28 protein-coding genes are annotated in these 27000 nt (G+C 64.0%); 2 read left to right on the forward strand and 26 right to left on the reverse strand.

Going from position 1 to position 27000, the window contains the following annotated elements:
- Nucleotides 1–75 precede the first annotated feature (75 nt).
- A complete protein-coding gene (locus tag RAD16_RS16220; RefSeq protein ID WP_458158890.1) occupies nucleotides 76–963 on the reverse strand; it encodes a dienelactone hydrolase family protein in 888 nt (295 codons plus the stop codon).
- 661 nt (nucleotides 964–1624) lie between these two features.
- On the opposite strand from RAD16_RS16220, the gene RAD16_RS16225 reads away from it, so the two are divergent.
- Nucleotides 1625–2203, forward strand: a complete 579-nt coding sequence (locus RAD16_RS16225; RefSeq protein WP_458158891.1) for a MarR family winged helix-turn-helix transcriptional regulator — start codon at nucleotides 1625–1627, stop codon at nucleotides 2201–2203.
- Between the two features lie 13 nt (nucleotides 2204–2216).
- Here RAD16_RS16225 and RAD16_RS16230 read toward each other — a convergent pair whose 3' ends face one another.
- Nucleotides 2217–3140 (reverse strand): hypothetical protein, encoded by a 924-nt coding sequence (locus RAD16_RS16230; protein WP_458158892.1) that lies wholly within the window; start codon nucleotides 3138–3140, stop codon nucleotides 2217–2219.
- Nucleotides 3141–3962: 822 nt separating this feature from the next.
- Here RAD16_RS16230 and RAD16_RS16235 point away from each other — a divergent pair.
- Nucleotides 3963–4733 carry a response regulator transcription factor gene (locus RAD16_RS16235; protein WP_326904033.1) on the forward strand — a complete coding sequence of 257 codons (771 nt, stop codon included), beginning with the start codon at nucleotides 3963–3965 and terminating at the stop codon, nucleotides 4731–4733.
- A gap of 207 nt (nucleotides 4734–4940) precedes the next feature.
- Here RAD16_RS16235 and RAD16_RS16240 read toward each other — a convergent pair whose 3' ends face one another.
- The 24 genes from RAD16_RS16240 to RAD16_RS16355 form a co-directional block, all read right to left on the reverse strand.
- On the reverse strand, nucleotides 4941–5399 hold the full coding sequence (locus tag RAD16_RS16240) for a hypothetical protein (RefSeq protein WP_458158893.1): 459 nt from the start codon (nucleotides 5397–5399) through the stop codon (nucleotides 4941–4943).
- Complete coding sequence (locus RAD16_RS16245; protein ID WP_458158894.1) at nucleotides 5396–5908, reverse strand: flagellar biosynthesis protein FlgN; 513 nt, start codon at nucleotides 5906–5908, stop codon at nucleotides 5396–5398. The genes RAD16_RS16240 and RAD16_RS16245 overlap by 4 nt, the downstream gene beginning before the upstream one ends.
- Before the next feature lie 42 nt (nucleotides 5909–5950).
- Nucleotides 5951–6427, reverse strand: a complete 477-nt coding sequence (locus RAD16_RS16250; RefSeq protein WP_458158895.1) for a rod-binding protein — start codon at nucleotides 6425–6427, stop codon at nucleotides 5951–5953.
- Nucleotides 6424–6840, reverse strand: coding sequence for a hypothetical protein (locus RAD16_RS16255; RefSeq protein ID WP_458158896.1), 417 nt, complete (start codon nucleotides 6838–6840; stop codon nucleotides 6424–6426). The genes RAD16_RS16250 and RAD16_RS16255 overlap by 4 nt, the downstream gene beginning before the upstream one ends.
- 6 nt (nucleotides 6841–6846) lie before the next feature.
- Entirely contained in the window at nucleotides 6847–7599 is a 753-nt protein-coding gene (gene fliR, locus RAD16_RS16260) for a flagellar biosynthesis protein FliR (protein WP_458158897.1), read from the reverse strand.
- Entirely contained in the window at nucleotides 7596–9677 is a 2082-nt protein-coding gene (gene flhA / locus RAD16_RS16265; RefSeq protein WP_458158898.1) for a flagellar biosynthesis protein FlhA, read from the reverse strand. The genes fliR and flhA overlap by 4 nt, the downstream gene beginning before the upstream one ends.
- 76 nt (nucleotides 9678–9753) lie before the next feature.
- A complete protein-coding gene (fliQ, locus tag RAD16_RS16270) occupies nucleotides 9754–10020 on the reverse strand; it encodes a flagellar biosynthesis protein FliQ (protein ID WP_326904040.1) in 267 nt (88 codons plus the stop codon).
- Nucleotides 10017–10439 (reverse strand): flagellar hook assembly protein FlgD, encoded by a 423-nt coding sequence (gene flgD / locus RAD16_RS16275; protein WP_458158899.1) that lies wholly within the window; start codon nucleotides 10437–10439, stop codon nucleotides 10017–10019. Before flgD ends, fliQ begins: the two co-directional genes overlap by 4 nt.
- Nucleotides 10440–10454: 15 nt before the next feature.
- Nucleotides 10455–10859, reverse strand: coding sequence for a flagellar biosynthesis repressor FlbT (gene flbT / locus RAD16_RS16280; RefSeq protein WP_458158900.1), 405 nt, complete (start codon nucleotides 10857–10859; stop codon nucleotides 10455–10457).
- Entirely contained in the window at nucleotides 10859–11203 is a 345-nt protein-coding gene (gene flaF / locus RAD16_RS16285; protein WP_458158901.1) for a flagellar biosynthesis regulator FlaF, read from the reverse strand. Before flaF ends, flbT begins: the two co-directional genes overlap by 1 nt.
- Before the next feature lie 72 nt (nucleotides 11204–11275).
- Nucleotides 11276–12322 (reverse strand): flagellar hook-associated family protein, encoded by a 1047-nt coding sequence (locus tag RAD16_RS16290; protein ID WP_458158902.1) that lies wholly within the window; start codon nucleotides 12320–12322, stop codon nucleotides 11276–11278.
- Between the two features lie 3 nt (nucleotides 12323–12325).
- Entirely contained in the window at nucleotides 12326–13801 is a 1476-nt protein-coding gene (gene flgK, locus RAD16_RS16295; RefSeq protein WP_458158903.1) for a flagellar hook-associated protein FlgK, read from the reverse strand.
- A 34-nt stretch (nucleotides 13802–13835) separates the two neighbouring features.
- Nucleotides 13836–15068 carry a flagellar hook protein FlgE gene (locus RAD16_RS16300; protein ID WP_458158904.1) on the reverse strand — a complete coding sequence of 411 codons (1233 nt, stop codon included), beginning with the start codon at nucleotides 15066–15068 and terminating at the stop codon, nucleotides 13836–13838.
- A gap of 97 nt (nucleotides 15069–15165) precedes the next feature.
- Nucleotides 15166–15747 carry a transglycosylase SLT domain-containing protein gene (locus tag RAD16_RS16305; RefSeq protein WP_458158905.1) on the reverse strand — a complete coding sequence of 194 codons (582 nt, stop codon included), beginning with the start codon at nucleotides 15745–15747 and terminating at the stop codon, nucleotides 15166–15168.
- Nucleotides 15698–17056 (reverse strand): flagellar hook-length control protein FliK, encoded by a 1359-nt coding sequence (gene fliK, locus RAD16_RS16310; protein WP_458158906.1) that lies wholly within the window; start codon nucleotides 17054–17056, stop codon nucleotides 15698–15700. Before fliK ends, RAD16_RS16305 begins: the two co-directional genes overlap by 50 nt.
- Complete coding sequence (locus tag RAD16_RS16315; RefSeq protein ID WP_458158907.1) at nucleotides 17053–18285, reverse strand: chemotaxis protein; 1233 nt, start codon at nucleotides 18283–18285, stop codon at nucleotides 17053–17055. The genes fliK and RAD16_RS16315 overlap by 4 nt, the downstream gene beginning before the upstream one ends.
- Nucleotides 18282–19589, reverse strand: a complete 1308-nt coding sequence (locus RAD16_RS16320) for a MotB family protein (protein ID WP_458158908.1) — start codon at nucleotides 19587–19589, stop codon at nucleotides 18282–18284. The genes RAD16_RS16315 and RAD16_RS16320 overlap by 4 nt, the downstream gene beginning before the upstream one ends.
- 5 nt (nucleotides 19590–19594) lie before the next feature.
- Nucleotides 19595–20305 (reverse strand): hypothetical protein, encoded by a 711-nt coding sequence (locus RAD16_RS16325; RefSeq protein ID WP_458158909.1) that lies wholly within the window; start codon nucleotides 20303–20305, stop codon nucleotides 19595–19597.
- Nucleotides 20302–21930 (reverse strand): flagellar basal-body MS-ring/collar protein FliF, encoded by a 1629-nt coding sequence (fliF, locus tag RAD16_RS16330; protein WP_458158910.1) that lies wholly within the window; start codon nucleotides 21928–21930, stop codon nucleotides 20302–20304. Before fliF ends, RAD16_RS16325 begins: the two co-directional genes overlap by 4 nt.
- A 306-nt stretch (nucleotides 21931–22236) precedes the next feature.
- A complete protein-coding gene (locus tag RAD16_RS16335) occupies nucleotides 22237–23151 on the reverse strand; it encodes a flagellin N-terminal helical domain-containing protein (protein ID WP_458158911.1) in 915 nt (304 codons plus the stop codon).
- A 274-nt stretch (nucleotides 23152–23425) separates the two neighbouring features.
- Entirely contained in the window at nucleotides 23426–24340 is a 915-nt protein-coding gene (locus RAD16_RS16340; RefSeq protein ID WP_458158912.1) for a flagellin N-terminal helical domain-containing protein, read from the reverse strand.
- Between the two features lie 265 nt (nucleotides 24341–24605).
- Nucleotides 24606–25517 (reverse strand): flagellin N-terminal helical domain-containing protein, encoded by a 912-nt coding sequence (locus RAD16_RS16345; protein WP_458158913.1) that lies wholly within the window; start codon nucleotides 25515–25517, stop codon nucleotides 24606–24608.
- 288 nt (nucleotides 25518–25805) lie between these two features.
- Entirely contained in the window at nucleotides 25806–26546 is a 741-nt protein-coding gene (fliP, locus tag RAD16_RS16350; protein WP_458158914.1) for a flagellar type III secretion system pore protein FliP, read from the reverse strand.
- The gene (locus RAD16_RS16355) at nucleotides 26543–26986 is read right to left on the reverse strand and encodes a flagellar basal body-associated FliL family protein (RefSeq protein WP_458159137.1); all 444 of its coding nucleotides are present in this window, start codon (nucleotides 26984–26986) and stop codon (nucleotides 26543–26545) included. The genes fliP and RAD16_RS16355 overlap by 4 nt, the downstream gene beginning before the upstream one ends.
- Nucleotides 26987–27000: the final 14 nt, after the last annotated feature.

Raw genomic sequence — 27000 nt, forward strand, 5'->3', positions numbered from 1 at the left:
GGGCCGCCCTCTTTAACTCTAGAGCATGATCTTATCGGAAAACCGCTACACACTTTTCCGGATCATGCTCCGCTATCAGCTCAACACGCCGTACTTCTTGAACCAGGCCTCGGCCTGCTTCCAGGCGTCTTCCGCCGCGTCCTTGCGATAGCTGCCGCGATAGTCGGCATGGAAGCCGTGCGGCGCGTCCGGATAGATCTTGAATTCGGCCGTCTTCTTGTTCTCCGCGAGCGCGGCCTTCATCTGCTCGACCTGGGCGACGGGGATGCCGGTATCGGCGCCGCCATAGAGGCCGAGCACCGGCGCCTTCATCTCGGGCGCGAGCTGCATCGGGCTCCTTGGCCACAGCGGATTGGCGGGGTCGACCACCGTGCCGTAGAAGGCAACACCCGCCTTGAGCGCGCCGCTATGGGCGGCGTATTCCCAGACCGTGCGCCCGCCGCGGCAGAAGCCGATGATGCCGAGCTTGGCGGTGTCGCCGCCCTGCGCACCCGCCCATGCCACCACCGCGTCGAGGTCCGACAGCAGCTCGGCGTCCGGCTTGGCATTGACGATCGGCAGCAGGTCCTTGATCTCGGTGATCTTGGTGAGGTCGGTGCCCTTGCGGAAGTAATAGTCGGGCGCAATCGCGAACGCGCCGAGCTTGGCGAGGCGCCGTGTCACGTCCTTGATGTATTCGTGCAGGCCGAAGATCTCCATCGCCACGATGATCACCGGCGCCTTGGTGTTGCCGGCCGGGCGGGCGAAATACGCAGGTATCTCTTCCGAGCCGACCTTGATCTTGGCCTCGCCGGCCTGGAGGCCCTTTGTGTCGGTCGTGATCGCCTCGGCACGGACCGGACCTGCCGCAAGCGTATAGCCGGCGGCGACGGCCGCGGTGGCGCTCATGAATCCACGGCGGGAGACCGGGGCGACTTTCGTCAGCCCGACGACGTCGGATGTCATGGTGGTTTCAAAGCTCATCGGTCAATCCCTTCCAACTGCCTATGCTTGCCCCCTGGGGCGACGCATTCGCCAATAGTTGCCGGGCAAACGCAAATCACCAGCCTGCGAGGATGCCCATCCCTTCGTCGGCGCGGACTGCGGCTTCTTTCGGCAGCGTCCGCCGCGTTCCGGGCCCCTGAACGACAGAACGCGGCCGATCAGACCGCCAGCCACACGGGTCCGATCGTATGCGGGATTTAACCGCGTGGCTGCGCTGCGGCGCAACATCCATTAACCGATAATTGCGGTTCTCCCGCCGCACCCCACATGGTCGGATGTTGCAGACATGGCGCCGCTTCGCGCAATTCGAAACGCTCCGCCGCAACAAATGGGCTTCGCAGTGGCTGTAGCGACACATCATGTTGCCGCGATGTCGTGCGCTATCGGAATCCTGCACGCGAAGCGCAGCCATTTGACTGAAATTTTCGGAAGAGTTGAGCCGAGTGGTTTACTCGAACTTTCTTTGTGACGCTCTAGTTGCACGGCGGAAGTTCCATCTCGGGAAACCGGGAGACATCTTTCCCAAGCGCGCTTCTGCGTCCGTCGCGGACGAAGGATCACGAGAGAGCTTCATTGTCGTCCACCAGATTGCGCTGCCCAAGGCTCAATTGAATAAAGATTTATCCGACCTGGAATTGAAATGAATTTGGCTCGCGAATCGATTGAACTGTTGGAGCAGGTCGCGCGAATCCTCTGGTTCGAAGGCACCAAGCACGGCTTGCGTGATCGCGAGTGGATGGCGCTGCGCTTCCTGTCTCGCGCCAACCGGTTTTCCCGCACGCCTTCGGCGCTTGCGAGCTACGTCGGCACCACGCGCGGCACCGCCTCCTTCATTATCGGCGAGCTCGAGCGGCTCGGCTATATCGAGCGGAAGCGCTCAGCCAAGGATAAGCGGTCGGTGATGCTGAGCGTCACGCAGCAGGGCAAGAAGTTCCTGGCGCGCGATCCCGTCAACGTTCTCGTCGAGGCGATTGCCAGCCTCGACGACGAGGCAAAAATCCGCTTCCGCGACGCGCTTCGGCATGTGCTGGATCAGTCCGATGCCGCGGAGCAGCGCCACCATACCGACGTCTGCAAGCGCTGCATCTTCCTCCGGGAGGATCGCAGCAGCGCGGACGGCAAGTCGACGATCGAGTTCAGCTGCCGCCTGTTTCGCGCGCCGATCGCGGAGCCGGAGATCGAGCTGCTATGCACCAGCTTCGAGCATCACTGGCAATAGACGACGTCGTCGATCAGGGCGTCGCCTTGCGTGACGAATAGATGACACCGCCGGTGGACTCCACCACCAGGCGCCCGTTCTCGTTCCTGATCTCCTCGATGCGGCCAAGGCCCGGCACCTGCTGTCCCAGCACCGCCTCGATGACGCCGTTCGGGCTTTGCAGGATCGCGATCCCCTCATACGCCTGGCGGACCGACCAGCCCTTGACCACTTTTCGCGGGGCGGACGGAGGCACCGAACCCGTGACCTCAGGCGGCGCGAGCGAAGCCATCATCGGCGCAGCCTGCGACGGCTGCACGGCAACCGCCGCCGGGGCCGGCGCCTGGGTCTGCGCCAAAGCGAGCTTGTCCAGCTTCGCAGTCGAGGACGAGCTGACGCGCTCGATCCGGTCGAGGTTATCGGCGAACCGGCCGAAGCGGTCGTTGGTCGCCTTGCTCGATTGATCGACCGCGGTGCGCAGGCCGTCGAGATTTTCGGACACGCCCGACAACTGCTTGCGCAGCAGGGCGACCGTCTCGCGCAGATTCCTGATCTCCGTATTTGCCGCAATGTTGTTCTGGGCGGGCTGCGTGGTGAGATAGGCGATCACTCCGGTGCAGGCGCAGACCACCATGATGGCGGCGACCGCCAATGTCGCGAGCGGCGCGACCCATGTCGGGCGCGGCGGCGGCGGCTTGGCGACGATCACGGCCGGCTTGATCACGACCGGCGCAGGCTTCGGTATCGCCATCTTGTCGAGACGCGCCTTGGCGCGAATGCGCTTCAATCCCTCGAGCGCTTCTTTCGCCAGAGTCTCGTCATTCGCCGCAGCCGACATGCGCTTTGCATTGGCCGCAGGCTTCGCCGCTTGCGCCGTATTTGTAGTGCGTGCTTCCGGAGCTGGCTTCGCCGCCGCATCTGCGGTCGCACTGGGACGAGCTTGTCCATCGGACGACATATGAAAAATGCTCCGTTCGCTTCGATCTATCGAAGGACGAATTTATGTGCCGAAGCTTGCCTGAAACGTGCGCATCAAAAACTTTTCAGCGCGCACGATGCGACGTCGCATGAGTCAAACGCGTCACGCACGTGGCAAGAGTGCGACTCGAAAGACACACCCTCGCCAAGATTTCGCCAAGCTGGAGTCCAGACGCCACACATGAGTCGAATTGTCGCATGTGGAAACTCTGTGGAAAGAGTCAATTCGGGGTTGAAAACACCTCTGGGCGGCGTACCGGCCACACCACTCAAAATAGCTGTGATTCCGGGGGGATGCGGAACTATAGAAACGTCACGGTGCAAAACTAGTTCGAAATCTAAATCAACTGATGCGGCTAAAAATATCAAGAAACAACTCGAAACAAACCAACAGCATCAAACACACTTAGCAATCGCTTTGTAGCGGGCGCTTGATCGGAAATCGGCAATTGTTACGGTCCTACTCAAGTGATTCTCGCCAGTTGGCGAGGAGATCAGCAAGGTTCAGTAGCGTTCGGACGCGATAAGCAACTTGGCGCAACTGTTCTAGGTCGCTGTCTCAATCCGCTCCGCGAGGTGATCCGTAAGACACCCGCCGAGCCTCACGCAGTAAGCGTTCAGTATCGAGTCGAAGTAACAGGCCCGCAGGCGTGGGCACTGAATGCGTAGGGCTGCCCGCGAATATCGAAACCATAACAACGGTTCGCGGGAGGGAAATATCGTCAAACAGCATGGCTGCCGAACCGGGGCATCACAAACAAACCACCCGGCCGCTGCAAATGCGAAACAGGGGCGAAGACTGATGTATATTATCGTTGATGATCGCGAGAGCGTCACGAACAGCTACGTTGGAGGGCTCGTTCGCGAAGGTGTCTCGTCGATCGGGTTCTCCTCCGGAGAATTCTGGGACTGGCTGCAATCTGCGAGTGAATCGGATCTGGCTGCGGTCGACGCTTTCCTCCTCGGGGATTGCGATGCCCGCGGAAGCCTGCCACGGGCGATGCGCAAGCGCTCCGCGGCTCCCATCATCGCCATGAGCGGCCAGAAGATGCTCAAGAACACGCTGGAGTTGTTCGAATCGGGTGTCGACGACGTCGTTCACGTGCCGATCCACCTGCGCGAGATCCTCGCCCGAACGGCCGCGATCGCGCGCCGCCGGGTGGGCGAACTGCCGAGGCCCTGCGAGACCAGGATCCAGGTCTTCTTCAACGGACGTGACCCGGAGATTGCGGGCCACGCCCTCACCCTGCCCCGCCGCGAACTGCGCATTCTCGAGTATATGGTCAGCAACCACGGCAAGTGGGTCACCAAAACGCAGATCTTCAACGCGGTCTACGGCATATTCGAGTCGACCTTCGACGAGAGCGTGATCGAAAGCCACGTCAGCAAGCTGCGCAAGAAGCTCCGCGACCGCCTCGGCTTCGACGCGATCGTGGCCCGTCGCTACGTCGGATACCGCCTCAACATTCCGGCCGGCGAGACCCTGGACGAGCCGGAGCAGGACCTCGACGAGGTCGGCATCCTCCTCAACAGGGCGCATGCCGCCCCGGCGGCCTATCCGGCCGGCAACTGACGCGGCCGAGCACCGCTACCAAACGACAACGGCCTCTGCGGAGCACTTTCGCAGAGGCCGTTGCACTTTCAGGGACCGAGACCGCGAAATTCAGGCCTCGCGGCCCGGGCGCGGGGCGGCAAGGCGCGACGCGATGAGGATCGCGCCTCAGCCCTTCATGCGGGCATGGACCGGCCGCGAAGCCGCGTCACGACTGTCGGGCGAGCCTTACGGCTTCGACTGGAATTCTTCTTTCGAGACGTAGTTGAAGTCCTCGACCAGGACGTCCTGGACCACATCAGCCTGCATCCGCTCGTTGACGCGCTGCTTGATGCCGGTGGTGAGGACGGAGAGGTCGTAGCGGGCGAGCTTCCTGAAATCAAGGCGATCGTCGGCGTAGATCTTGCGGAAGGCCTCGTCGACGACGAACGGCTCCGGCGGAACGTTGAGCTGGTGCATGGTCCGCGCCTCCACGGTGTAGACGAAGCGCGCGACGATGTAGCCCTGCACGCCGCCGTTCTCGATCATCGGCACGCTCAGCGCCCGCGTCTTCTGATACTGGAGCCCTTCGAGATATGCGTCCTTGGCCGGCAGCAGGCTGCCGTTCTCCTTCCAATAGGCCACCCCGTAGCTCGTGCCTGCGGTGAGGATGCAGACCCAGAGCCCGGCCAGAACGAGTCTGATCATTTTCCGTCCTGCGCTGTACGACCGGTGTAAGTGCCGTCCGACTCGGCGTCCTTGATCGCCTTGACGATGATGGACGCGACCTCGCGCACGGCATCGTAATGCATCTCGAGGAGGGAACGATTGCGCTCGAGCTTCTCGCGCAGGCGCTGGATCTCCTCGGTGACCTCGACCTCGGCGCCGAGATGCATCCGCGCCCGCATCAGGCGGACGAATTCGAGCATGCTCCGGCTCTTCCGGGCGCTGAAATCGTCGAAATCGACCTTCCGGCCCGACGATAGCGCGGCCGTCTCCTCCTCGACGATAGCTTCGAGCCGGCGGATCGCCGCCAGCAGGCCGCGCACCTCCTCCGACTTCTCGGCGTCGGTGACGTCGATCACCGCCTCGCCGCCGACATGCGGCAGCAGCACGGGCAGCAGCGCATCGCTTGTTGCCGCTTCCATCGCCATCGCCTCGGTGTCCACCACCGGCTGCTCCATCACCAGGGCCGCCGCGCCTTCTTGTGCCTGCATAGGAAATTCACCCCTCAACGTCTGTCACCCATTCCCTGATCGTCATTCGGCCTTGCCCGTCGTGTCCGGCGCCGCTGGATGTGCGCTGGCGAGCTGCTTGGCAATGCCAATGCCCTTGTCCTTCGCCAGCTGAGCGCCAAGCTGCTCCGCCAGCATCGACTTCCACACGCCGCCGGCAGTCCCCTTGCCGAACACCTGCTCCGATTCCTTCGGCAGCATCGTCTCGACGAAGGTCTGCAGGATGAAGGCTTCGAACTTGCGATAGACCTCGTCCTGGCCGGGCTTCTTGATCACCTGCACCGGCGGCCCGTTCACGGCCGTAGACTCCGTCCCGGCAAGCGTCGCCGCGGATTGATCGGCAGCCGCTTTGGCCTTGCTCGCTTCCGCAACCATCGTGGCGGCGAAATCGGCGTCCGACGATTTCAGCGCATCGAGCTTTGCGGTCGCGGCGCGCTGGGCCACGGGGTCCGCGGCATCGAGGACGTCGAGAACAAGGTCGGGGGTCGCAGTCACGATCATGTCTTATTCCGGTTGGCTGGCCGTGGCGTCCACTCGCGCACGGTAAGTGTTCCCGTCATTTCCTCGAGCGAGCGCTTTTCCGCGTCGCGAAGCTTATCCGCGAGCGCCGCCTTGGCGACTTCCTGAAGCTGTTTCACGCGGCGGGTCTCCGAGCGAACCTGGTCGAGTTGCCGCGACGCCTGCTCCTTCACGACGCGCGCGCCGACGGCCGTCCTGTTGAGGCGCCGGGCGAGCGATTCGCTCGACGACCCCGCCGGGGCCTTTCCCTCGTTGAGGGTGCCGACCAGCCATTCCTGCTCGTCCTGCATGCTTTGCTCCTGCTGCCGCAAATGCGCCAGCTGCCATTCGGCCAGCCGCAGTTGAAGCTTCACGAGCGAGACCATCCGACCGAGCTTGTCCGCGCGTGACTTCATGACCGGTCACTCCGCCAGCCACGACGAGACGCCGAGCATGAACTGCGTCAGGAGCTCGTCGCTGGTGAGATAGAGCAGCAGGAAGCCCCCGAACAACACGAAGGGGACCGAGATGAAGTAGACCGGAATCGCCGGCGTCAGCTTGTTGATCAGGCCGACCGCCAGATTGACGATGACGGAATAGACGATGAAGGGGCTGGTGATCCGCAGCGTCAGCACGAACGCTTCCGAGAGGCGGCCGACGAGCAGGTCAAGCGCCATGCTGCCGCCGAGCCTGTTGCCGGGCTGCCAGACGTCGTAGGAATTCATCAGCCCGCGCAGCACCTGCCAGTGCTGGTCGGTCATGAAGAACAGCGTCGTGACGGACGCCATGATCAGCGGCACGACAGCGGGCGCCGGATCGGTGTCGCCGACCGGCGTGCCCGGGATGCTGCTGAGCCCGATCGCGTTCGCCATCACGGTTGCCATGGTCTGGAGCGCCAGGAAGAACACGCGCCCGCCGAGGCCAATGACGGTGCCGATCAGGGTCTCGGAGCCGATCAGGAACGCCAGCGTCAGCGGCGCCGCGTTTTCCGTGAGAGGTTTCAGGATGGTGATCAGGATCGGCGTCAGCGCAAACGTCGTGACCAGCGCGATGAACAGGCGGACCTGGGCCGGGACGTTGACGCTGGAATAGCCGGGCACGAACATCAGACAGCCGCCGATGCGGCAGAACACGATGAACGTCACCAGCACGCTGTCGGTCAGGCTGCTGATCACGATATGGCCCCGAGCGCCCTGATCTCGGAACTGCGCGCGACCTCGACATGCGAGAGGATCGGCAGCGTCGGGAATACCCGTTCCAGGATCATCCGGACATAGGGACGGGCTTCGGGGGTTACCGCCAGCACCACGCTGGTGCCGTTATCGGTGAACTTGCGGATCGCGGCGCTGGCTTCCGTCGCGAACTGCTCGATCAGGCGGGGATCGGCGTCGAATTCGACGACGTCGCCCTTGGCGTCGCGCTTGAGGCTCTGGTGGAACGCCAGATCCCAGCGATTGCCGAGGCGGACCACGTTGAGCACGCCGTTGTCGGAGAGGTCGCCGCAGATCTGCTGGGCAAGGCGCGTGCGCACATGCTCCGCGACCTGCTCGGAGCGCCGCACATGGGGCGCGATCTCGGCGATGGCCTCGAGGATCAGATGAAGATTGCGGATCGACACGCGCTCGGCCAGCAGGATCTTCAGGATCGCCAGCAAGCCGGAATAGGAGATTTGCGACGGGCAGAGATCCTCGACCAGACGCTTGTATTCGGGATCGAGCCGGTCAAGCAGGCCGCGCATGTCCTTGTAGGACAGGAGCTGGGCGAGATTGGCCCGGATCACCTCGCTCAAATGCGTGAGCAGCACCGACAGATTGTCGACCGGTTTGCAGCCCTGACGCTTGACCTCGTCGGTGAAGGCCTCCGTCACCCACAGCGCCTTCATGCCGAAAGCGGGTTCGATCACCTCTTCGCCGGGCACGTCGGGCTTGCCGTCCTTGTCGACCAGCACCAGCACCTCGCCGAGCCTGAGCTCGCCATGAGCGACGCGCGTGTCGTGAATCCGGATCTGGTATCCCTTCGGATCGATCGACAGATTGTCGGTGAGCTTGATCTCGGGAATGACGAAGCCGTACTGCTTGGCGAACTTCTTGCGGATCTTGGCCACGCGGTGCGCAAGCTCGGTGCGCGAGCCGAGGAGATGAACCGAAAGGTGCCCGCCGAGCGCCAGCTCGATCTCGGCGGTCTTGAGCGACTCCTTGACGGATTCCTTGGCCTCGACCTGGGCGCGCTCATCGGCCTTGCGGGCCTCTTCCTTCTGCTTCTCCGCCGCCTGCCGCTTCGGCAGCGAATAGCCGACGAAGGCCATGACGCCGCCGAGCAGAATAAAGGGCGGCATCGGCAGTCCCGGCATCAGCGCGAGCACGAACATCATCAGCGCGGCCGCCGACACGGCGCGGGGATAGCCGCCGAGCTGCCGCAGCACGGCCTGCTCCGCCGAGCCCCTGGTGCCGCCCTTGGAGACCAGCAGGCCCGCCGACAGCGACACGATCAGGGCCGGCATCTGCGACACCAGACCGTCACCGACGGAGAGCTTCGTGTAGACGTCGGCGGCGCGCGACAGCGTCAGCCCGTGATGGGTGACGCCGATGACGATGCCGCCGAAAATGTTGATCGCGGTGATGATCAGGCCGGCAATGGCGTCGCCGCGGACGAACTTCGAGGCACCGTCCATGGCGCCGAAGAATGCGCTTTCTTCTTCGAGCTCGCGGCGCCGGCGCTGGGCTTCCTTGTCGTCGATCAGGCCCGCGGACAGGTCCGCGTCGATCGCCATCTGCTTGCCGGGGATGGCGTCCAGGGTGAAACGCGCGCCGACTTCGGCAATACGCGTCGCACCCTTGGTGATCACGACGAAGTTCACCGTGACCAGGATGGCGAAGATGATCAAGCCGATGACGAAGTCACCGCCCATGACGAATTTGGAGAAGCCGGCGACGACATGGCCCGCAGCCTGCTCGCCCTCTCCGCCCCGCGACAGGATGAGGCGGGTCGTCGCGATGTTGAGCGCCAGGCGCAGGATCGTCGCGATCAGCAGCACGGTCGGGAAGGCGGAGAAATCGAGCGGCCGCTGGATCCAAAGCGCGACCATCAGGATGAGTGCCGACAGAGCGATCGAGAATGCGAGGCCGAGATCGATCAGGATCGGCGGTATCGGCAGGAACAGAATCGTGAGCATGGTCACGATGCCGGCCGCGAAAAAGGCGTCCGCCCCGAAACGGCGGGGGCTGGGCAGGCTAGCAGCTAATGTATCGGCCATGGGTCACCGGCAGAGGGTCCGCCCCCAGTTTGCCGTGCAAAGCTTACGCGAAGGTGGTGGCCACCAGCCTCGGGACTCAGAAGCCGCGTTCGATATGCGAATAGACCATCTCGGTGAAGGTCGAGAGATGGGCGCCGATGAAGGAACCGGAGACGGCGACGACCACGAGAATGACGATGATCTTCGGAACGAAGGTCAGCGTCATTTCCTGGATCTGGGTCAGCGCCTGCATCAGTGCGATGAGAGTGCCGACCGCCATCGCCGCACCGACGGCGGGTCCGGAGGCAACGATGATGGTCCAGATCGCCGCCTGGACGATGTCGAGGGCGTCGCGCTCGTTCATGACTGGCTGATGGTGAGCCCGGGCCCGACGGCGACCTTGGTGCCGTCCGCGAGCGTCGCGACGGAGCCGTCGCTGTTGATGGAGATCGACGTGACCTTGCCGCTGAAGGTCGCTCCGGTCGAGTCGGTAAAGCTGACGGTCTTCCCGATCAGCCCGTCGGCCTGCGACAGCGATTGCGAGGACAGCAGCGAATCCAGCTTGTTGTTGGTCTGCATCGCCTGCTCGACCGTCGAGAGCTGGGCGAACTGGCTCATATATTGCGACGTATCCATCGGATTGGTCGGGTCCTGATTCTTCATCTCGGCGACGAGGAGCTGAAGAAAGGTATTGTAGTCGACGCCGTTCGTCGACGTGTTCGAGGTGTTCGAGGTCGAATTGGACGACTTGTTGGTGCTGTCGGTCGCGCTGGTGACGTTCATATTGCCTCTCCGCTGTCAGGCAGCCTGGACTGGGGCGGCGGCACCGGCCAGGATGGCCTGCTCCACCGGGAACAGCGCCCGAATTCGCTTGAGCGCCTCGAAGTAACGGGTCGTCTCGACCAGCTCGTCGACCGCGGCAAGTCCCTCCAGCATCTCGCGGCTCTCGCACACCGCGATCAGGGCCGCATGGTGTTGCGCGTAGACCGCCGAGGCATCGCGGACATCGGTCGGGTTCATCAGCATGAGCTGGACGATGAAATAGAGCTGCCGCATCGCCGTGGTGGCGTCGGAGGCCTGCATGACCTGCCCTTCGAGCAGGAACATCACGTCGTTGACGAGCTCGAGGGAGACCTTGCGGTCCACGCGGAGCACCGCGCCGTTGATGTAGATCCGTTCGCCCGCCCGCAAGGAGATCTTCATCAGAGAGCGTCTCGGATCAGGCGGTTGATTTCGATGAGCTGCACGAAGTCGTTCGACTTCTCCTCGCGAAGGCGGTCGGCTTCCTTGACCACCCACAAGCCGATCGAGATGATGTCGGCGCGCAGCTTCTCGGGGAGCCCGTTTTCCGGGTGCGCGAGATCCTCGATGAAGATCGTCCACAGCCGCCGCACATAGAGCAGGCTCTGGATCTGATCCTCGGAACTGAAGCGGCCCTTCTGGAGCCGCTCGAGACGGTCGATGCCGAGGCTGAGCGCCTGCCGCTCGCGGCCCCTCGCCTCATAGCCGCTCTCATCCACGACCGCTTCATAGGCTTCAAACGTCATCAGAACCACTCTGCGCAGGAAATCGAACAACAAGACTAAGGTTACGAGCTTGAGCCGCCGTGGAGCCCAGGCTCAGAGATAGTTGATGAGGCTGATCTTCTGGAGCTGCGAGGTCAGCGCCAGCGCCGTCTGGATCTGGGTCTGCAGGGTGTTGACCCGGACCGAGGCTTCCGCCGGATCGACCTTCTCCATACCGACGATCTGATTGTTCAGAATGTCCTGCTGCGTCTTGAGCTTGTCGGTTGCGGAGGTGATCCGCTGCTGAACCGTGCCGATCTTGCCGCCGAGCGTAGCAAGGTCAGTGATGGCGTTCCCGACGAGGCCGATGGCCTTGTCCACGACGACCTGGAAGGTCGACTGGTCCAGGTTCGCGTTTCCGAGATCGGCCATCATGGTGTAGGCCTCGGCGAGCTTGCGGAAGGCGGGCTCGTTGGCGCTGACGGACGTATCGGCGACCTCGGTCGTGGAGATCCGGCTCTGCATGACCTGGTCGGTGGCCGTGGACCAGTTGGTGTTCCAGGCCGGGCTCGCGAACTCGGCATCGAAGGTGGTGTTGAGGAAGGTCTGCATCTGGGCCGGCGTGATGTTTTTCACGTTGGGCGAGGATTGCGAGAAGCCGAAGGCCGCGAGGAAATCGGCGTCGACCTGGTTCTTGCTAGCCGTGCCCGCGGTGTAGGCCGTGATCGGCGTGTTCTGCGTGTTGATGCCCGAGAACAGATACGAGCCGTTATAGGAGACGTTCAGCGCGCCGATCAGATCCTGGAGGTTGGAGGACGCCGGCGGCAGGATGATCCGCCCGCCACCGTCGGTGCTGCGGGCCGCGATCAGGTCCTTGAGGAAGGACGTTGCGGTCGTGTTGAGCTGGGTGATCCGATTCTGCGTCACGTCGAGGCGTCCCGCGACGAGCCCGTTGGTATCGACGAGCTGATCGGCGAAGCTCATATCCGCCCGCAGGGTGAGGTCGCTTCCCGTCGTGGCACCGAGCTCGAGGCCGACATCGTAAAAACGGCCGGTGGTTGCCTCCGTCGACGCCTTGCTCAGCAGAGACTGGTTGTTCGTGATTGAGGACCTCAACGACGAAGACAGCATCAAGGTCGAGATGTAGTTCGCGCTCATCATGGCTTAATTCCCCACGGCAGCCAGCAGGCTCTGCAGCATTTGGTCGACGGTCGAGATGATCTTCGACGACGCCGAATAGGTGCGTTCGACCTGGAGCATCAAGGACATCTCGTCGTCCATGTTGACGCCGCTGACGTTCGACAGCGCCGCCGTGCTGCGGTCGAGCAGCGTTTTCTGGTAGGTGACGTTGGAGTCCGCGGTCTTGCGCTGGTTTTCGATCCAGCTCGTCGACGACGACGCGTAGTCGATCAGGCTACCGCTCGGCTTGCCTTGCGTGGTTGCATCGAACGGCTGCGCTGCATCCATGCCGCCGATGAGCTGCTGCAGCCGGGCCGAGTAGCCACCGTTGCCGGCGGTGTTGTATCGGTATGCGACGTTGCCGCTGATCGCGCCGTCGCGCAGCAGGTTCGGGTTGCCGCCCTGGGCCGGATCGACTGACGCGGCAACACTGATCAGGCCGGCGAGGCCGACCGAGACGGTGGCGCTCGCAGGCATCGCCGGCGCGCCGGGATAGGTGAAGAGACCGGGAACGTCGGGCAGCGCCGCGCCGGACTGATCACTCTCCCTGAAAGTGTTGATCAGGCCGCGCGCGATTTCGTCGAGCTGGCTCTGATAGGTGACGGTGTCCTGGTCGCGCAGCTGAGCAAGGCCGGCGAGCTTGCCCGACTTCAGCGGCATCACCGAGTTGGCGCCGGTCACCGGCACGCCGTCGACATAGACCGCATTGCCGGTGGTGCCGGCCGTATAGATGTTGGTGGCCGCGAAACTCACCGTACGCGCCGTCTTGTCGAACAGGACGGCGCCGCTGTCGGTGTAGAGCGCCGCGTCTCCGTTGGGACGGAGCGACATCGAGACGCCGAGCTCCTGCGACAGCTGCGAGACGATGTTGTCGCGCTGGTCGAGGTAGTCGGTGACGTCGTCGCCGGAGGCCGTGCCCTTCATGATCGCGGTGTTCACGGTCTGGAACTGGGAGAGCAGCTGATTGATGTTCTGAACCGACACCTTCATGTCGGCATCCGCGTTCTCACGGACCGACTGCACGGTCTGGGTCGCCTGGTTGAGCGCGGTCGCCATGTCCTTGGCGGACGTGACCGCCGCCTGTGCCAGCGTGGTATTGTCCGGGGCGTTGGCATATTGCTGCAGCGCCTTCTTCAGCGCATTGAGCTGCGCCGTCGGCGACTGGTCGAGCTCCGTATCGTCCACCGTGGCAGATGCGATCTGCTGGAGACCGTTATAGATCGCGTTCTGCTTGGCCGACGACGAGGTCGCGACCAGGACGTTGTCGTAGAGACCTGAGCTGGCGGCGCGCTGGATCGCCGCGACATAGACGCCGGCGCCTGGGAGGTTGTCCAGCACGGCGATCTTGCGCGAATAGCCGGTTGCGCTGGCACCGGCGATGTTGCGCGAGATCGTCGACGACTGGATGCCCGACGCCATGAGCGAGGCGCGAGCGGAGTCGAGAGCAGCGGTAAGGGACATGATCTACTCTTGCCCGGGATGAGCGCTGAAGGATTCAGCGCTTCAGGTTGACGACGACGTCGAGCAGGTCGGAGCCGGTCTGGAACGATTTCGAATTTGCGGTGAAGCCGCGCTGCGCCTCGATCATCCCGGTGAGTTCGTCCGCGAGATCGACGTTGGACTCTTCCAGGGCGCCGGATTTAACCGTGCCGAGCCCGCCGGTGCCGGCATTCGCGGCCTGCGCATTGCCGGAATTCATGTTGGTCGTATAGACGTTACCAGGCTCGGGCGTGAGATTGTCCGGGCTCGCGACGTCGGCAAGCATGATCGTGTAGAGCGTCAGTTGCTGTCCGTTCTTGAGGGTGGCCGTCACGTGGCCCGCATCGTCGACGTCGACCTTGTCGACGGCCGAGGGAACGCTGCCATTGACGGTGGCCTTGAAGCTGAAGTCGGTTCCGACCTGCGTCATGTTCGACAGGTTCATGGTCATCGCCGCACCGCCGGGGACGGTGAAGGCGAGACTGGTCGGGCTCAACGCGGCCAGCGCGCCCTTGCCGGTTGCCGTCGTATCGAAGGTGAAAGTGGTGGCCGGGGCGAGCGACGCACCCGTCGCGGAGCTATAGACCTGAACCTGCCAGGTGTCCGAGCCGGCGGCCGTCGCCGTGTGGGACATATAGACGTCGAGCGTAACCGCCTGGCCGATATTGTTGTAGGCCACGATGGAGCTCTTCGACGAATATGACGCCGGACCGGGCGGACCGGCAATGACAGCCGCCTTCGGGTCCAGATTGCCGGTCGTGAGCGTCCCGGCCGTCGAGGGCACGGGCACCTGCGAAACCTGGGCGACGTTGACGATCTGCATGCCGGACAGGCTGTTCTGCGAGAAATTGGACACGTTGCCAGGCTGACCCAGGAGATAGAAGCCGGCCGCGTTGACCAGATTGCCCTGGCTGTCCGGCACGAACGAGCCGGCGCGTGTCAGATATTGCTGCGTGTTGTTGGCGTTCGAGACCACGAAGAAGCCGTTGCCCTGGACACGGAGATCCGTGGTCGACGTGGTGAACTGCGTACCTCCGGAGTCGCTGATGGCGTAGCGGACCGTGGTCTCGACCGCGCCGGAGTCGTAATTGCCGGAGCCGCTCTTCAGGATCAGCGACGAGAATTCCGTCGAAGCCCGCTTGTAGCCGGTCGTGTTGACGTTCGCGATGTTGTCCGAAACCGTCGAGAGCTTGTTGGATTGCGAGTTCATTCCGGAAACGCCGGTGCGCATAACACCATACAGGCTCATGAATTAGACTCCTTTGTCAGGTTGAATCTACAATGCGGGTTGTTGCTTGCGCGGGGCTGATGATTGGGAACCGTGCACAACTTTCAGGTTGTAGCGGTCATGTCGTCTTCGGTTGACAGAACGAGCGCGCCTTGTCGGTCCACGCGCCGAAGCCGCTCGAGACGAGATGCGCGACGATGTGGCAGACGTAGCGTTTCTGAGCGGGCTGGTTGTTGGGGCCAGCGTTATAGCGCGCGACCGCCATGGTCCAGCTGCCCTCCCGCTGCTTCAGCTCCTTGAGGAAGCGCGCGGCGTATTCCACGTTCTTGGCGGGATCGAACATCGCTCGCACCGAGTCGAACTTGTCGCCGTGGTAATAGTGGTTGATCTGCATGCAGCCGAGGTCGATCAGCTTGATGCCCTTGGCGCGCATCGCCTCGAAATTCGCGATCGCATCATTCATGTCCCTGGCGAACACGGTTTGACCGTCGGCGCCGAGCGCGTAAGGATACAGCGCGCCGCGCCGCCCGGTCTCGGTCAGGCCGACCGCATAGAGAATGCCGAGCGGAATCCCGTGCTGCTGGGACGCGCGCGCCATCTCGCGCTCGCAGGGGCGCGAAAGGTCGTTCGCCGCAGCAGCGGCGCCGGCGTTACAGATAAACAGGGCCGCGACGAGTCTGCTGGCCCACGTCCTGATCATGACGGGTCTCCTGATTGGACTGGCGCTCCTGGCGAGCCTGCCTCGCGCCTCCGTCCGATTGTCCCGACGACGAGCCGGTGCCGTCGAACGCACCTTGCGACTGAGACGATGGCTGTTGCTGGCCCGAGAACTGCGACTGCGATTGCGACTGGCCGGAACCACTCTGGAATCCATCCAGCGAGCCGTGCTGGACCGGCGCGACGTCGGCGACGTAGCCGGCCGACTGCATCAGGTCGCGGATCTGGTCGCGCTGCTGATCCAGCATCGTGCTGGTGTCCTTGCGTTCGGCGGCAAGTTGAACCGAGACCTCTGCGCCAACGAGTCGAAGGCGCACGGTGACGTTGCCGAGCTGCGGCGGCTCGAGATTGATGGTCAGAATCTTGAGCGGCTCTTGCGCGTTGGTCTGTGACGTTGCGAGATCGGGTGCTGCGGCCGCCGTCGGCGCTGCCGTCTCCTTCAACTCGGTAACGACCGCATTGGCGACCTGTTGCGGCGCGTTGAATTGCGCGGGCGGCAGATGGGTCTCTTGCTGGACCACGGTGACCTTGGTCGCCTCGGGCAGTGCATCCCGCGACGAGGCCTTGACCGCGCGGTCCACATTGGCCGTGACGGCCTCGAAGCCCGACGTCGCAGGCATTGGCTTCGACGCAGCGTCGCCGCCCTGCAACGCAGTTGCGGCCGCCGCCTGCGAAGCCGGCGCCTGCGCGCGTGGTCCGGCTGGCGCGGAAGCAGATGGCGTGGAATCGACCGCCGCCGCCTTCGCCGTGCTGACGCCCTGAATGTCGCGCTTCGTGGCGGACGATCGTTCGTCGCGCGCGGACGCATCCTTCTTGTCACCGGCTGCCAGTTGCGTCTGCGGCGCCATCGCGGGCACCGCCGCGGCTTCCTGCCCGACGATCGCAGCGATGCTCGGCCGGCTCTGAACGTCCGCCTTCATCACCTGATCGATAGGAACCTGCTTGTCCACCGACTTGTCAGACGATATGTCGGAGGCCTCGTCGGACTTATCGGCCGACTTGGACTCCTCGGCCGCGTCGGCGCGCTTATGCACCGTCCCGTCGGTCTTCTCCTTGTCGACCGGATGCGCCAGGCGCGTGCGCAGCGTTCCGGCTTTCACGCCGGTATCGCTTCCCTCGTCGTTCAATGCCCGCTTCGCCATATTCGAGACGGTGTGAAGCAGGTCGTTGAACGAGGAATCCGCCTGCGATTTCGTTCCGGTGCCTTTCGCCGAGCGCGACGTCCCGCGCATGTTGAGGCTCTCGGCGAGACCGGAGAAGAGCTGCCCGGAGGTTCCGCTGAGCTTGGTCATGGACGGCGATCCCTGGTGAGGAGTTCGAGTTCGCCGAGCTGCTTCTGCGCGCGTGCGAGGGTTGCGGTCGACGATGCGAGATCGACACGCGCCGGCGTGATCGGCGGCTTTTCGGCGGCCGCGGCGGGATCACCCGCGAACGGCTTGCGGACATCGAGCGCGAGCTGGACCGTGGCATTCAGGAGCGGCACGTCGCGCTCGGGCAGCTTCGACCGGTCGAGCGCCTTGAGCTCGGCGAGACCGCCGTCATATTCATCGGTCAGCACCCGCGAGACGCCGCGGAAGAGATGCGCACGCTCGCGCTCCGGCGAGTTGTCGGCGCTGAGTGTCAGTGCCCGTTCGCCGGCGAGCCGTGTCACGGTCATCCGTCCATGCAGCATCGCACTGCGCGCGATGATGAGATAGAGCTTGAGACGGCTCGCGCGGTCGATCTGCTCCAGCAAGGTGACGATCCGGGCGAAGCGGCGCTCATCGAGCGCGAGGCTCGATTGCGTCAGGCCCGAGGAGAAGCGCTGCCAGAAATCGCCGGCATAAATCGAGTTGCGGTAGTGGCGGATATAGGCCAGCGTCAGAAACTCGAACTTGTCGAAATCCTCGGCCTGCCCGACCAGCAGGATCTCGCGCCGCAGCGCCGCCTCCTCCACGAGCGTGCCGGGCAGGAGCAGGCGGGCGTCGTCCAGGCGCTCGATCGCGAGCGATGCCTCGCTGCGCGCGAACAGCGCGCCCTGCACTAGCGCGACCTGCCCGCCAAGGCCCGACGAAATCGTCCGCGGCTTGACGTCCTTGAGCAGCTCGCGCGCCTCGTCCTGACGACCCTCGACATAGGCGAGCGCACCGTCGAACAGCCGAGTGTCGACGTTGATCTTGTCGCGCGGCAGCTTGCGGACCACTTGCGGCGCACCGCCGCTGAGCAGGTAGATGACGACGGCCTGGCCGTTCTGCGGGTTGCTCCACACGTTCGCATCGGCGGCGAGAAACTTCTCGCCAATCTGCCGGATCAACGCGATGTGGCTGGCATGTGCCGCGGTGTCACCGCTGGCGATGCCGTCCTGCACCGCCTGCAATCCGCGCACGAGTTCATAAGGTTCGTTCGATGTCGATGCCGGTGCAGGTGCCGACTCTGCTGCTGGCGGTGCCGATGCCGGAGTCGGCGCCGACTCCGCCAATACGCGTGCCGGCGTCAGCGCCAACGCCATCAGTATCGCGGCACGGAGGAGCGGCCTGATCAAGGACGCTTCTCCCGGATCAGGATCTCGATACGGCGGTTCTGCGCGGCTGCCGGGTCGTTCTGGATCTTCGGCCGCCGGTCGGCATAGCCTTCGACATGCTCGATCCGCTGCGCATCGACGCCGGAGCGAACCAGCATGTAATAGGCCATCTGCGCGCGCGCCGTCGACAGCCGCCAATTGTCGTAGTTCTCCGACTTGTACGGCCGATTATCGGTGTGGCCGCGCACGATGATCACGCCCTGGCGTTTCGTCACCAGCGGCCCGATCTTGTCGATCACGCGGATCAGCTCCGGCCGCGGCTCGGCCGAGCCGACCGCGAACATGCCGAAGCTCGCATCGTCGGTCAGGCTGATCAGAAGGCCCTCCTCGACCTGACGCACCTCGGCCACGGGTCCGGCGCCGGCCTTGATGTCCGACAGCGCATCCGCGATCGCGGACTGAAGCTGCTTCACCGTCGGCTGCTGAGTCTGCGCGGCGTCGCGCGGCTCGGATTCCTTGGGCGTATCGTTGGGACGCGCCTGCGCGCCCGGCTGCGCGTTCGCCTGCTGGCGGCTCTCACGGGACGATTGCGACGGCGCGGGCCCAGGCGGCAGCAGCGGCGAAAGGTTCGCGGACGAGGCGTCCGCGTTCGGCGCTATGCTTCCGCCGGCGTCGTCCTGCGGGGCACGGCGCGCTTGCGGCTCGCCCTGCCCCGTTCCGGACGCGCTGTCGCGCGCAGACGCATTCGGCTTGGGCTCACTGTCGATGAAGCGATCCGCATCCTTGGACGACTGCGGCGCGAGCTTCCAATAGCCGGGATCAAAGGGATCGCGATAGGCATCGCCGCCCTTGAGGCCATCCTCTTCGGCGGAGGTCAGCGCACCGGCGCGGCGCTGGCCCGAGGCCTGGTTCGAGCTGTTGGCGATCTCGGCGAGCGTCGCAAGCGGATCGCGGAACAGGACCTTCTCTTCGAAGGAAGCCGGCTTCTCCGCCGTCGGCGAGTCGCCGCGACGCTCCTCGTTCGGCCCGGCCGGCTGGCGCTTGCCATCCTGGCCCTCGAACTGTGTCGGCTCCTTCTTGGAGAGATCCTTGAGACCCTTCGGGGCAGGCGCGTTTTCGGCGAGCTTGATTGGATTGAAATAGCTCGCGACCACCTGCTTCTGGTCCTGGTTGAGCGCGTTGAGCAGCCACATGACCAGGAAGAACGCCATCATCGCGGTCATGAAGTCCGCGTAGGCGATCTTCCAGACGCCGCCGTGATGCGCCTCCTCGGCGAAGGCGCTGCGGCGGCGAACGATGACGAGCTCGTGCTTGACCTCTTCCATGGTTGCTACCGGCGGGCTTCCTTCAGGCGTTCGCCCCAGGCCGCGATCTGCGTCTCGATCACGGTCTGGTCGGCAACGACGCGGACCTCTACAGTTTCGGCGGGCTCGTATTCGATGCCCGTTCGCCTGGCCGCCTCGAGCTGCGTCCTCACGAGATCAAGCAGCTCGCTCGGGCCCGTGACCTTGAACGCCGGCGCCGGCGAATTGCCGGTCAAAGCCGCAATCTGCTCGACTAGCGACCCGATCGCCTTGTCGCGAACCGCGTCGGCGAGGAATGGCAGCAAGATCCGCGCAACAGAGCTTGCGATGTTGGTCTCGATCTCGCGGCAAGCCGCCTCGAAGCCGCTCACGATCGCGACAGCCTGCTGGTCGGACCATTTTGAGCGTTCCTCGCCGAGCCGGATCGCGCTGCGGACGCGCTCCTCGGCCACCCGGGCATCGCCTTCGGCAACAGCGGCGGCATGACCGCGGCGATAGGCATCCTCGAGCAGATTGACGGGCGGGGTTTCGGGCTCGGGCGCCGCTGGCGGCGACTGAAGCTGCGGCTGCGACTCTGGCTGCGATTGAGGCGGACGCTGCGGCTGGGCCTGCGGCTCGCGCCGGGCCTCCTTCGGCCTCGTCAGCACGTCCTGGATCTTGGGCAGCGGAGGCGGCGGCGACTTGGTCCGGCCATTCGCGTCGAACTGCGTCAGGAGTTTTCCGATTGCCGCGTTCATGCCGCCTCCTCGCGTCGCATCCAGTCTTTAAGGATCGCTGCTGCCTGCATCTGATCGAGACGGACAATCTGCTCGAGCCGCTTCTGCGGTGTCCGCTGCATCTTGCCCTCGAGGTCCTCGACGAGGTTGAGCTCGGGGTCCTGGCTCTCGGTCAATGCGAGGGCCGCGGCCGCTTCGAGCTCTGCGGCCTCGGCCGCTTCGGTCTGCTCCTGCGCCGCACGATGGGTCAGAATGCCGTTGACCGCCGGCCGCAGGCCGAACCAGACCAGCATCGAGGCGACGGCCAGGATCGTCACCGCGTTGATGACGCTGCCGAGCTGCTTGTTGATCATCTCGACGAAGCTGATCGGCGGCACCGGCGCCAGCTCGCGCGAGCCTTCGATGAAGTCGACGGCGGTGACCTGGATCTGGTCGCCGCGGGCCTTGTCCAGTCCACCGGCCGTCGCCGCGAGCTGGCTGATCTCGGCGAGCTTGCTGTCGACGATGGCCTGGTTGCTCTTGTCGCCGAGATCGGCGACGAGCCGCGCGCGGTTGACCAGGACGGCGATGAAGAGCTTCTTGACCGAATAGCCGTCGCTCACCGTCGTCGTGGTCTTCGACGAGACCTCGAAATTGGTGACGTCCTCGCGGCGGCTCTTGTCCTCGCTGGAATTCTTGGTGCCGCCGGAATTGACCTGCTGGTCGGGGAGATTCTGCTGCACCGTGGTCGGCGTCGACTTGTCCGCGTTCTGCGAGGACTCCTTCTCGCGGACGTTTCGCACCGAGCGCTCCGCACGGCTTTCCGGATCATAGACGGTCTCGTTGGTCTGCCGCTTGTCGGTGGAGAGCTGCGGCGAGACGCTGACCTCGAAATTGTCCAGGCCCAGATACGGCGTCAGCGCCTTGCGGATGTTCTCCTGAACCATGCCGCCGACCGTCTTCTGGAGGGTCGCCATCTTGGTCGGCGCGGCGCTCGCCTCGTCCTCTTCCGCGAGCAGCATGGAGCCGTCGGCATCCAGCACCGTCACCTTGTCCTTGCTCATGCCGGGGATGGCGGCCGCCACGAGATGGCGGATCGACTGCGCGGTGCGCGCCTCGATCGCACCGTCGGTGCGCAGCACGACCGATGCCGAAGGCGGCTGCTGCGTCGCGCGGAACGAGCCGCGCACAGGCAGCACGATATGCACCCGCGCCGCCTTCACGCCCTTCATCAACTGGACGGTGCGCGCGATCTCGCCCTCGAGCGCGCGCAGCTTCGTCACTTCCTGCATGAAGGAGGTCAGGCCGAGCGAGCCGATCTTGTCGAACAGCTCGTAGCCGGAATTGGCGCTGGTCGGCAGGCCCTTCTCGGCGAGCAGCATCCGCGCCTGCATGGTCTGGCTCGGGCGCACCGAGATGGCATCGCCGGCCGTATTGACGTCGAACGCGATGTTCTGCTCGCGCAGCGCCGCGCCCATGCGCGTCACGTCTTCGCGGGTCAGGCCCGTGTAGAGCGTTTCAAATTCAGGGCGGCTCAGATAATACGCGCCGCCGACCACGGTCACGAGCACGGCAAAGCCGATCAACCCCAAGGCCATCAGGCGTCGCGGACCAAGCTCCAGCAGATTATTGAGCAGTTGCTGTATCTGCGCACGACTGAACAGCATATGACCTCGTACCAATGCGAACGTAGAGGACACTCCGCTGCCAACCTTGTCTGAAGGTTGCGCGGGGACACGAATGTGTCAGTTCGCGGGCGCGACGTTGCAATTTTGCAAGAATCTTTTCCTACGCAATCGGTTCGGCAACAGCAATCGGGCGCGCGGGCGCATGGCAGCGCGATCGGCTGCGGCGTGCTGGCTGAAATCTGGCGTCAGGAAATCGACTGCTGGCACATCATGTGCCGTCAAAACCGCCGATCACGGCGGGAACCGTGCTCCCATGGGAGCACGGCCGTTTTCCAGAGCCGAAGCTTACTTGAACAGCGACAGGATGCTCTGGCTGTTCTGGTTCGCGATCGACAGCGCCTGAACGCCGAGCTGCTGCTGGGTCTGGAGCGCCTGGAGGCGGGTCGATTCCGCGTTCATGTCGGCGTCGACGAGCTGGCCGATACCGCGATCCACGGAGTCGATCAGCGTCTTGACGAAGTCCGAGTTGGTCTGGATGCGGTTCTTGACGGCGCCGAGATCGGCGGCGGCCGAAGCCACCGCGTTGATCGCAGCAGTGACCTGCGCGATGTAGGCATCGAGCGTGGTCTGGTCGCTGGCCGCGTCGGTCAGCGTGCCGATCTTCAGGTTGTTGACCGAAACACCGGCGGTCGTCTGCGTGTCCAGAATACCGCTCGTGCCGGAGGCGCTGTAGAGCGAGTAGTTGGAGATCGTCAGGGTGATCGAGCCGATCGTGGGCGTGCCGCTGACGCGGGAGAACGACGACACGAGGTCGAACGTCGCCGGCGTCGAGGAGGTCGCGCTCAGCCAGTTCACGCCGTTGAAGGTCGCCGCATCGGCGGTACCCTTCATCTGCTGCTGGATCTGGGTGATGTCGGCCTGGATCTTGGTGCGGTCGATACCCGCGGTCTTGGCTTCGACCAGCAGCGCCTGGAGTTTGGTCAGGCCGCCGGTCTTGTCGCCGACGACGGCGGTCAGAGCGGTATATTCGGTATCGACGGTCGCGGCCGACAGACCGAGCGAGTCGGAGACGGCGGAGAGCGCGGCGTTGTCGGCGCGCATCGAGGTGGCGATCGACCAGTAAGCAGCGTTGTCCGAAGCGGTCGAGACGCGCTGGCCGGTGGAGATCCGGTTTTCAGTCGTCTGCAGGCTCGAGCTGACGTTGCGAAGGGTCTGCAACGCGGTCATTGCCGCGGAGTTGGTGAGCAGACTAGAACTCATTTTTGACGTCCCCTGGGAAAAGATTGAGTATTCTTGGGACATACCGGGCTTGCACCGGTACGGCAGGACGGCATCATGCCTTTGGGCTGCGGAAACCCGCGCTCAACCTGTCGTAACGGTGGCGATAGCACGCGAAGTTTGTGCGAGGCTTGTGGCTCCGTGATCCCAGCCACAATCGGGCAGCGCCGACATGACAGCGCGCGCGGGACGTCACGCCAAATGAAAAGGGCCGCGCTTCTTGCGAAGCGCGGCCCCCGTCAGATGGTCTTCAGGCTTAGCGGAACAGCGACAGGATGCTCTGGCTGTTCTGGTTCGCGATCGAGAGCGCCTGAACGCCGAGCTGCTGCTGGGTCTGGAGCGCCTGGAGGCGGGTCGATTCCGCGTTCATGTCGGCGTCGACGAGCTGACCGACACCACGATCAACCGAGTCCATCAGGGTCTTGACGAATTCGGTATTGGTCGAGATGCGGTTCTTGACGGCGCCGAGATCGGCGGCGGCCGAAGCGACCGAGTTGATCGCAGCGGTGACCTGCGCGATGTAGCCATCGAGCGTGGTCTGGTCGCTGGCCGCGTCGGTCAGCGTGCCGATCTTCAGATTGTCGACCGAGACACCGGCGGTCGTCTGCGTGTCCAGAATACCGGTCGTGCCGGAGGCGCTGTAGAGCGAGTAGCTGGAGATGGTCAGGGTGATCGAGCCGATCGTCGGCGTGCCGCCGACGCGCGAGAACGACGACACCAGGTTGAAGGTCGCCGGGGTCGAGGAGGTCGCAGCCAGCCAGTTCACGCCGTTGAAGGTCGCCGCATTGGCGGTGTTCTTCATCTGCTGCTGGATCTGGGTGATGTCGGCCTGGATCTTGGTGCGGTCGATACCAGCGGTCTTGGCTTCGACCAGGAGAGCCTGGAGCTTGGTCAGGCCGCCGGTCTTGTCGCCGACGACGGCGGTCAGAGCGGTATATTCGGTATCGACGGTCGCAGCCGACAGACCGAGCGAGTCGGAGACGGCGGAGAGCGCGGCGTTGTCGGCGCGCATCGAGGTGGCGATCGACCAGTAGGCAGCGTTGTCCGAAGCGGTCGAGACGCGCTGGCCGGTGGAGATCCGGTTTTCAGTCGTCTGCAGGCTGGAGCTGACGTTGCGGAGGGTCTGCAGCGCGGTCATTGCTGCGGAGTTGGTGAGAAGGCTAGAACCCATTTTGATGTCCCTTTGAGATTGTTGAGTTGGGGACATACCGGACTTGCACCGGTACGACAGGGCGGCGTCATGCCTTTGGGCTGCGGAAAACCGGTTAGGGCCCAACCTGTCGTAGTGGCGACCGTAACCCGCGAAGCTTGTGCGGGGCTTGTGGCTCTGTGACCTGGCTGCAACAGAGCAGCCGAAATTGCGGCGCGCGGCGCCACGCCAAATGAAAGGGCCGCGCTTCGCGAGAAGCGCGGCCCTCCCTGGATCGTCTAAGGGCTTAGCGGAACAGCGACAGGATGCTCTGGCTGCTGTTGTTGGCGATCGAGAGCGCCTGCACGCCGAGCTGCTGCTGGACCTGGAGGGCCGCCAAGCGGGTGGACTCCTGGTTCATGTCGGCGTCGACGAGCTGGCCGATACCGCGATCAACCGAGTCCATCAGCGATTTCACGAATTCCGTGTTGGTCGAGATACGGTTCTTGATGGCGCCGAGGTCGGCGGCGGCGGAAGCGGCCGAGTTGATCGCAGCGGTGACCTGCGCGATGTAGCCATCGAGCGTGGTCTGGTCGCTGGCCGCGTCGGTGAGCGTGCCGATCTTCAGGTTGTCGACCGAGACACCGCTGGTCGTCTGCGCGTCCAGGATACCGCTCGTGCCGGAGGCGCTATAGAGCGCGTAGGTGGACGTGGTCAGAGCGATCGAGCCCGTGGTCGGCGTGCTGCCGACGCGCGAGAACGACGACACGAGGTTGACCGTCGCCGGCGTCGAGGAGGTCGCGGCCAGCCAGTTCACGCCGTTGAAGGTCGCCGCGCTGGCGGTCGCCTTCATCTGCTGCTGGATCTGGGTGATGTCCGACTGGATCTTGGTGCGGTCAATACCGGCGGTCTTGGCTTGGACCAGCAGCGACTGCAGCTTGGTCAGGCCGGAGTCCTTGTCGCCGATGACCGTGTTCAGAGCGGTGTATTCGGTGTCGACGGTCGCAGCCGACAGACCGAGCGAGTCGGAGACGGCGGAGAGCGCCGCGTTGTCGGCGCGCATCGAGGTGGCGATCGACCAGTAGGCGGCGTTGTCAGAAGCGGTCGAGACGCGCTGGCCCGTGGAGATGCGGGTCTGCGTGGAGGACAGTTGCGAACTCACAGACCGCAGGGTCTGGAGTGCGGTCATGGCGGTCGAGTTCGTAAGCAGGCTTGACATTGCGAATGTCCCTTTGATGTACGCGTTACATTTTCATTAGGGGACATACCGGGCTTTCACCGGTACGGAGGGGCGGCATCATGCCTTTGGACTGATGTGGGTGGGGTCCAACCCGCCGTGCCCAATTGCTAACACGCCGAATCTTGCACGCAGATTAAGATCGGCTTGAATTTCGCAGCAAAATCATATGGTTAACATTACCCAATGCTAACCATAGGCCGGTACTTCGCGCTAACTATAGACCTGCACGACTCGCTAACCATACCCCGCCCGCCGCCCTGGCGGGCGCTACGAGAACGACCGCACCAGTCCGGAGGCGAGCAGGTTCCAGCCGTCGATCAGCACGAAGAACAGCATCTTGAACGGCAATGCGATAACCGTCGGCGGCAGCATCATCATGCCCATCGACATGGTCAGTGTCGCCACGATCATGTCGATGACGAGGAACGGCAGCATGATCAGGAATCCGATCTCGAACGAGCGCCTGAGCTCGGAGATCATGAAGGCCGGAATGATGACGCGCAGATCGATGCGCTTGTCGTCGAACTTCCTGCGGAAGCTCTCGGCGGCGAGCGACTCGAAGGTCTGCAGATCCTTGTCGCGGACATGCGCCAGCATGAAGTCGCGGAACGGATCGGTGATCTTGAGGTAGGCTTCTTCCTCCGAGATCTCGTTTTTCATGAGCGGCTGGACGCCGGTCTCCCAGGCCCGGTCGAAGGTCGGCGCCATCACGTAGAACGTCATGAACAGCGCAAGGCTGACCATCACCAGATTGGCCGGCGTGGTCTGAAGGCCGAGACCGGAGCGCAGGAACGACAGCGCCACCGCAAATCGCGTGAAGCTCGTCACCATGATGAGCAGGCCCGGCGCCACCGACAGCACCGTGATCAGCGCCATCAGCTGGATGATACGGCCGCTGGTCGAGCCGTTGCCGGGCGGCAGCAGCGAGTTGAGGTCCGGAATCTGGGCCAGCGCCACCTCGGGCAGCACGACCAGAACCAACGTGAGCAGCAGGACTCTCACTCTCACTGAATCACCAAGGTCTCAATGATCAATTCGCGGATCTTTCCCGATGAGCGGATGTTGGCGCGCTCGGTCAGGTCGTCGCGCAGATGCTGGAGCCCGCGCGATCCCTCGAACTGCGTCACCGAGGCCGAGCGCAGATAGGTGACGATGTCCTCGCTGACATGTGCGGCCAGGATGCCGGCATCCTCGTCGCTCATGCTCTCGGTCACCATGGAGGCCTCGACCCGGGCCCAGTTGTTGGCCGGCGCGCCGAGATTGGTCACGATCGGGGACAGTTTCCGAAGCCGTGCGCTGCCGGCGTAGCTCGACGCGACCGGCGGCGGCGTGGCGGTCTTCTTCGCGTCCGCGACACGCTCGGCGGCCGCAAACAGCTGCAGGCCGGCAAGTGCGCCCGCGCCGACCGCGACGAGCGTCAGCACCAGGATGGCCGCAATCGTGCGCATCATGTCCGTTGCCT

This window comes from Bradyrhizobium sp. 18BD (assembly GCF_054185225.1).

Bases quoted from the DNA above. Each gene is read 5' to 3' on its own strand.
- RAD16_RS16220 (WP_458158890.1), bottom strand. From the start codon at position 963: ATGAGCTTTGAAACCACCATGACATCCGACGTCGTCGGGCTGACGAAA.
- RAD16_RS16225 (WP_458158891.1), top strand. From the start codon at position 1,625: ATGAATTTGGCTCGCGAATCGATTGAACTGTTGGAGCAGGTCGCGCGA.
- RAD16_RS16230 (WP_458158892.1), bottom strand. From the start codon at position 3,140: ATGTCGTCCGATGGACAAGCTCGTCCCAGTGCGACCGCAGATGCGGCG.
- RAD16_RS16235 (WP_326904033.1), top strand. From the start codon at position 3,963: ATGTATATTATCGTTGATGATCGCGAGAGCGTCACGAACAGCTACGTT.
- RAD16_RS16240 (WP_458158893.1), bottom strand. From the start codon at position 5,399: ATGATCAGACTCGTTCTGGCCGGGCTCTGGGTCTGCATCCTCACCGCA.
- RAD16_RS16245 (WP_458158894.1), bottom strand. From the start codon at position 5,908: ATGCAGGCACAAGAAGGCGCGGCGGCCCTGGTGATGGAGCAGCCGGTG.
- RAD16_RS16250 (WP_458158895.1), bottom strand. From the start codon at position 6,427: ATGATCGTGACTGCGACCCCCGACCTTGTTCTCGACGTCCTCGATGCC.
- RAD16_RS16255 (WP_458158896.1), bottom strand. From the start codon at position 6,840: ATGAAGTCACGCGCGGACAAGCTCGGTCGGATGGTCTCGCTCGTGAAG.
- flhA (WP_458158898.1), bottom strand. From the start codon at position 9,677: ATGGCCGATACATTAGCTGCTAGCCTGCCCAGCCCCCGCCGTTTCGGG.
- fliQ (WP_326904040.1), bottom strand. From the start codon at position 10,020: ATGAACGAGCGCGACGCCCTCGACATCGTCCAGGCGGCGATCTGGACC.
- flgD (WP_458158899.1), bottom strand. From the start codon at position 10,439: ATGAACGTCACCAGCGCGACCGACAGCACCAACAAGTCGTCCAATTCG.
- flbT (WP_458158900.1), bottom strand. From the start codon at position 10,859: ATGAAGATCTCCTTGCGGGCGGGCGAACGGATCTACATCAACGGCGCG.
- flaF (WP_458158901.1), bottom strand. From the start codon at position 11,203: ATGACGTTTGAAGCCTATGAAGCGGTCGTGGATGAGAGCGGCTATGAG.
- RAD16_RS16290 (WP_458158902.1), bottom strand. From the start codon at position 12,322: ATGATGAGCGCGAACTACATCTCGACCTTGATGCTGTCTTCGTCGTTG.
- flgK (WP_458158903.1), bottom strand. From the start codon at position 13,801: ATGTCCCTTACCGCTGCTCTCGACTCCGCTCGCGCCTCGCTCATGGCG.
- RAD16_RS16300 (WP_458158904.1), bottom strand. From the start codon at position 15,068: ATGAGCCTGTATGGTGTTATGCGCACCGGCGTTTCCGGAATGAACTCG.
- RAD16_RS16305 (WP_458158905.1), bottom strand. From the start codon at position 15,747: ATGATCAGGACGTGGGCCAGCAGACTCGTCGCGGCCCTGTTTATCTGT.
- fliK (WP_458158906.1), bottom strand. From the start codon at position 17,056: ATGACCAAGCTCAGCGGAACCTCCGGGCAGCTCTTCTCCGGTCTCGCC.
- RAD16_RS16320 (WP_458158908.1), bottom strand. From the start codon at position 19,589: ATGGAAGAGGTCAAGCACGAGCTCGTCATCGTTCGCCGCCGCAGCGCC.
- RAD16_RS16325 (WP_458158909.1), bottom strand. From the start codon at position 20,305: ATGAACGCGGCAATCGGAAAACTCCTGACGCAGTTCGACGCGAATGGC.
- fliF (WP_458158910.1), bottom strand. From the start codon at position 21,930: ATGCTGTTCAGTCGTGCGCAGATACAGCAACTGCTCAATAATCTGCTG.
- RAD16_RS16335 (WP_458158911.1), bottom strand. From the start codon at position 23,151: ATGAGTTCTAGTCTGCTCACCAACTCCGCGGCAATGACCGCGTTGCAG.
- RAD16_RS16340 (WP_458158912.1), bottom strand. From the start codon at position 24,340: ATGGGTTCTAGCCTTCTCACCAACTCCGCAGCAATGACCGCGCTGCAG.
- RAD16_RS16345 (WP_458158913.1), bottom strand. From the start codon at position 25,517: ATGTCAAGCCTGCTTACGAACTCGACCGCCATGACCGCACTCCAGACC.
- RAD16_RS16355 (WP_458159137.1), bottom strand. From the start codon at position 26,986: ATGCGCACGATTGCGGCCATCCTGGTGCTGACGCTCGTCGCGGTCGGC.